Below are 4,772 nucleotides of genomic sequence, written 5' to 3'. Positions count from 1 at the left end.
CTACCGGCAGCGGTTTAGTCCTAGAAGGGTTATGGAAAGCTAGCCGTTATGCAAAGTCGGAGATGAATCCCAAGCCAGCTGAGGCATTTAGGATAAAACACTTTACATAACGGCTCTCGCTCATCGACCCAAATCCATAAGCCATTTCAGCAATTCCTGGTTTTTCTGCCAGACCGGCATTTCAGAAGGCGTTGTAGATGGGTATGAGCCTTCGAGCGCATTTCGCTTCATTTGGCTGTCTGCTCTTGCGTAAACTTCTGTCGTTTTAATGCTAACGTGTCCAAGTAAATCGCGAATATAGACTAGATTTACTCCGGCTTGAAGAAGGTGCATGGCCTTCGAGTGCCGGAAACAATGTGGCGAAACCGCTTTGGGAATCCACTCGGTATGGCACATACGAGCTTCATCCACATATTTTTTGAGAATATAGGCGATTCCAGCCCGGGTTAGTTTCTCCTGCGAACGGTTCTGGAATAAGAACGATGTGCAACGGACTTGAGATCATGCTCAGTCATGTATTGGTCTAATAGCTTGGCTGTCGGTGACATCAGAGGAACGATTCTGGTCTTGTTCCCTTTTCCAGTTACCTTGAGTTGGAGGATTTTCCAGTCGAACGTCAGCAGCCACCAGGTCGGTCATTTCTTGAACTCGAGCCCCTGTATCATACATGAGACTCAGCAAAACAAGATCCCTTCTACCTGTGAAACGGGATGTGTCCGGTTGTTCCAGAATGGCTTTCATGGCATCCAGTGTCAAATAGTTCATCGCTTTACTTGCCGAACGTTTCATCGGAATCGCTAAGATTTGCTGGCTTAGTAACAGATGACCAGGCTCTTCCAATTGGAGATATCGGAAAAAGGCGTGAATGGCTGCAAGCCGCTGGTTACGTGTGGAAATCGAACAGCCGCGACAGTTTTCCAACCAGTTCAGAAACTCATCAATGAGTGGCTTCTGGAGTGTTTCCAGCCGAATCTTCTCAATGACGATTAACTTTTCTTCCGAGCAAAACCGCAAAAGAAGCGTAAACGTATCCTGGTAAGAACAGATTGTGTTATGGCTCGTTCCAAGCCTTCCCGGAAGATATTTCGAGAGATATTCCGTCAAATGAAATGCGAAATCAGTCGGCTTCATTCCACTCCACCTCCGGTATGACATGACCACAGTATTGCTCTAATGCAGCACGAATCTCTGGGAAAGCGTCTGCGGTTAGGCGGACGTACTGTTCCGTCGCAGCAACAGAGGCATGCCCCAAATAGGTGGACAGAATCGGAAGCGCACAGTACACGTCCACCCCGCGAGCTACAGCTCACTTTAGCGTATGTACGGCAAAGGTATGCCTCAAATCATGAACCCGCGGTCCGTTTCCTTTTCCTCCATGTGAGATGCCGCTTTCCCATAAAATTTCCCGAAATCTCCGGTACACGTTGTCCCTCGTAATAGGGTTCCGGTCTGCTTTTATAAAGAAGTAATCCTCTGAGGAAGAGTGTCGGTGCATCACCTGAAAGTACTGCCGACAGCAGGTGGTAACCGATTCCGACATCGGAACCAGTCTGTCTTTTCCGAATTTGCTGTTCTTCACTTCCAGAATCCCGTCCTGCAGGTTCACATGCTTATTTTTGTAAATGGACGGCTTCCGAAATGCGCAGTCCAGATCCGTACATCATACGAAGGATGACGGGCATGACGAGGGGGAGTGTGGAAAATCGGCGAGGACAGAGTTGGTCACTGCTCGTGAAGATTCGTTCCATCTCACTGTCTGTGAAAATATAGGGTATGAATGTAAAGTAACTCGCTCCTTTGCTGGCAGACGCAATGAAGGCGTCGCGTCCTATGCTGTTCAGGTAGATTCCAAATTGCCGCACGGGATATATTCTTCGCCGACAATTGCGCTCACTTTCGTTAGGACGCTGGATGCACCAAGCTTGAACCAGTTCTTTGGATAGGACGAGTTCTGTTACCGGAAATGTGGTGCTGACTTCGAGAAACGGTAAAGCTCGTCCGCCTCGTTCTCGTATTTAAAACCGAGCGATTGCTTCAACGTTACAAACTCATTTAGCAGTTCAGTCAAGGGACCAACAAAAGGTTTCATACGAGGGCACCTCCCAGCACAACAACATGAACAGGAGGAGCGTCCAATGCGTAATCCCGCAGGTGAAGGATGTCTATTTTCAAATAGACTGAAGTCGTCTGCGTATCCGTATGCCCCAATACTTCAGAGATAACGGGCATCGGTGTATTGTTGTGCAGCATAAGGCACTGGCTAAGCTGTGACGTAACGCGTGCGGTCCGTGCTTCTTTCCCTCCGGGATGAAAATTCCTGCTTTACCCATTGCAGTTACAGTACTATGCAGTGTGGGAGCTGTCATTCGCTCAATTGGAGCCGAAAGGCGGAGGAAGATCTCTTGAGTCTCTACTGCTGGACGTCCGTATTTCAAGTAATCAATAACTGCTTCCCCGACATCGCTAAAGAGAGGCAGGACAATCAGTTCCTCCGTCTTTTTCTGTCGAAGTTCAATGGAGCTCGTCTCCCATTTGAAATGATCAAATGTCAATCCGCAGATGTCCGATGCACGCAGACCTAGCCGAACAGCGATCAACAGCATCGCATAATCACGTTTACCCTTGGGATTGCCACGGTCGACAACCGAAAGAATCCTTTGAATCTCTTCTTGGGAGTAAGCGGAAGGGATCTTAGACTTCTTGCTGCATTTGACGCTTGGAACATGAAACGCGAGATTTTTAGTATGGAGTCCCTGTTCGTAAAGGTACCGAAACAGAACTCGCAATATGGAAGAGGTGCAATAAACAGTGGCGGTGCGATACGCGGCGGCTATAGTCTGAATAAATCCATGGATGTGGGGAACGGCAATATCACTTACATGTAGAACTCCTTGATCACATAAATAGTGAGAAAACCGCTCCAGATAGAGCGAATACGATTGTTTGAGCGTTCTGCTGTTTACTCCAGATTGTTTGCGGAAATCCATAAATGCGAGAAAGTCCTCGCGAAACGATTCGGCGATTTCCAACCGTTTGCTTTTCCGCCTGATCAAAAGCCGTTCATGAGCCTGAAAATCGAGCAGTATCTGGATGGCTCGCATTTGGTCTTGATTGTAATCCGAGTTTGAGTTCACTGAATACTGATACTGCTGCTCTAAAAAGAGCATTCCAATCTCGTGAGAAAGGTAGGGGATCCCTTCCGCTTGCAGATATTTCGCGAGATGTCCCCATGTCCGTTCTATCCCCTTCATGGACAACTCAGTATACCACGTTTTACGCAACTCTTCCCTTGTCGCTTGAATCAAATCCACTGCTGTTTTTGGGTTGCTTGCTGCCATTCCGTTCGCCTCCAATCGGTGTTGGCGTTTTCCCGCCTGCGATTAGAATGGAACGTTATGTAAAGTGCTTCAAGACTCAATGTTACATTTCATGCGGGATTTCGACTCCGACTTTGCAAAACGGCTAGCTTTCCATAACCCGTGGATTCCGGCGAGTAGGGCTTCGCGAACAGGAGCCGGATGCCGAGCATGGAACAGGCGCGCGTCATCCATTTCGTACGGTATTGCTTCCCATTGTCTAAGTAGACGGACTCGGGTATGCCAAATTTCTGAATAGCCTGACGAAAGCAGTCCTCCACAATGGTCTGGTCCATGACCGGATAGAATTCCCCGTGCAACACAAACCGTGTCGCGACGTGACGAGGTACACTTGCTTCATCGCTCCGCCCGGGCCCATGGGCAAGTATGGGCCGTACTTGATGTCCGAATGCCATAGCTGATTCCGGTGGCGTTGCTGGAAGCGCCTCGCGGCGATGCCGGATTCCGCGTACATCCGCATATGGCGCGTGCTGTAGCCGCGCTCTGCGAGTTTTTCCTGTAACGTGCTGCGCTTGATCTCGCCGGGCTGAATCCGACCTTCCCATTCGAGAATCTGAATGAGCTGGCTCACACTTCTGCCCGGTACCTCCCGGCGAAGCAGGATGGCCTGCTCCAGGATTTTCGGCGGAATGGTCGCCTCTGACGGTTGGCGCCCTTTGCCCTTGGGCTTTAGACCGCTGAACCCGTCTTGGCGATACTTCGCCAAATACCGGCGCAATGTCCGGTCGGAAAGTCCGGCCTGCTCGCAGATCGGCTCCTTCAACTCTCGGGCCCTGGCAGGATCGAGCCCCTCGGAGAGCAGTGGAGCCAAGAGCTGAACACGCTCTGACGCAATGGATTCGGCTTTCTTCTGATCCTTCATCTTTTCTGCACCTCGCTTAGTAGACTTCGAGATGAGTCTACCGCAGGACCGGGGCGGACAAGAATGCAGAACGGGTATGTAGCCACAAATTTGAATTGACGACGGGTCGGACAATTCTAGCCAGCCAACCGGGGGCGTCCCCCACGTAGTGTCCCATGCGATGATGTGCAGACTGTGAAGGAGCGGACGACTTCCCTACAGGGTCCTGATGAAAGCGGATGGCGATGGAGCTTATGCACCCGAGTAAGTACGTGGTCTGCCCTTGAAACCAGTGCTTCCAACGCCGTAGGGTAGCATTGTCTGCCGCCACCGTAGTTGAGGCTTCTGGTTCCGAAACCACTTGCTCCACACATGCCGATTCATACCGCTTGTACGGTACCATACAATCTGGAAGCTCATGGTGAATCTTCCCGCACTGTGCACAACGCAGACGGCGTATGACGAACAGGCGGCGCTCTCCACTTTCGCTTACAAGTTTTCGCTCCCGACTACCAATGATGCCAAGTTTCTCTCCACAGCAAGGGGAGGGTACC

Annotated in this window: 4 protein-coding genes and 2 pseudogenes; all 6 read right to left on the bottom strand. The window is 50.3% G+C overall.

What is annotated here, in order from left to right; translation table 11 throughout:
• Nucleotides 1-120: 120 nt before the first annotated feature.
• Nucleotides 121-471: pseudogene (locus PKO02S_RS33545) on the bottom strand (tyrosine-type recombinase/integrase); the annotation flags it as partial.
• 36 nt (nucleotides 472-507) lie between these two features.
• Nucleotides 508-1,131, bottom strand: coding sequence for a tyrosine-type recombinase/integrase (locus tag PKO02S_RS33540; RefSeq protein WP_246067663.1), 624 nt, complete (start codon nucleotides 1,129-1,131; stop codon nucleotides 508-510).
• Between the two features lie 175 nt (nucleotides 1,132-1,306).
• On the bottom strand, nucleotides 1,307-1,606 hold the full coding sequence (locus PKO02S_RS34065; protein WP_373865260.1) for a tyrosine-type recombinase/integrase: 300 nt from the start codon (nucleotides 1,604-1,606) through the stop codon (nucleotides 1,307-1,309).
• Nucleotides 1,607-2,168: 562 nt separating this feature from the next.
• Nucleotides 2,169-3,338, bottom strand: a complete 1,170-nt coding sequence (locus PKO02S_RS31555; protein ID WP_127589192.1) for a tyrosine-type recombinase/integrase — start codon at nucleotides 3,336-3,338, stop codon at nucleotides 2,169-2,171.
• Nucleotides 3,339-3,475: 137 nt separating this feature from the next.
• Nucleotides 3,476-4,239: pseudogene (locus PKO02S_RS31550) on the bottom strand (DDE-type integrase/transposase/recombinase); the annotation flags it as partial.
• A 37-nt stretch (nucleotides 4,240-4,276) separates the two neighbouring features.
• Nucleotides 4,277-4,772: DUF6431 domain-containing protein (locus PKO02S_RS33535; RefSeq protein WP_281280492.1), on the bottom strand; the 496-nt coding region annotated here is incomplete at its 5' end.

Origin of the sequence: Paenibacillus koleovorans NBRC 103111, assembly GCF_004000845.1 — a bacterium.
Classification (GTDB): domain Bacteria; phylum Bacillota; class Bacilli; order Paenibacillales; family NBRC-103111; genus Paenibacillus_AA; species Paenibacillus_AA koleovorans.
Note: the sequence above shows the minus strand (reverse complement) of the source record. Positions and strands in the feature narration are given on the sequence as shown.

What these genes read in the sequence shown, in the direction of transcription:
- PKO02S_RS33540 (WP_246067663.1), bottom strand. Translation starts at nt 1,131, where the DNA reads ATGAAGCCGACTGATTTCGCATTTCATTTGACGGAATATCTCTCGAAA.
- PKO02S_RS31555 (WP_127589192.1), bottom strand. Translation starts at nt 3,338, where the DNA reads ATGGCAGCAAGCAACCCAAAAACAGCAGTGGATTTGATTCAAGCGACA.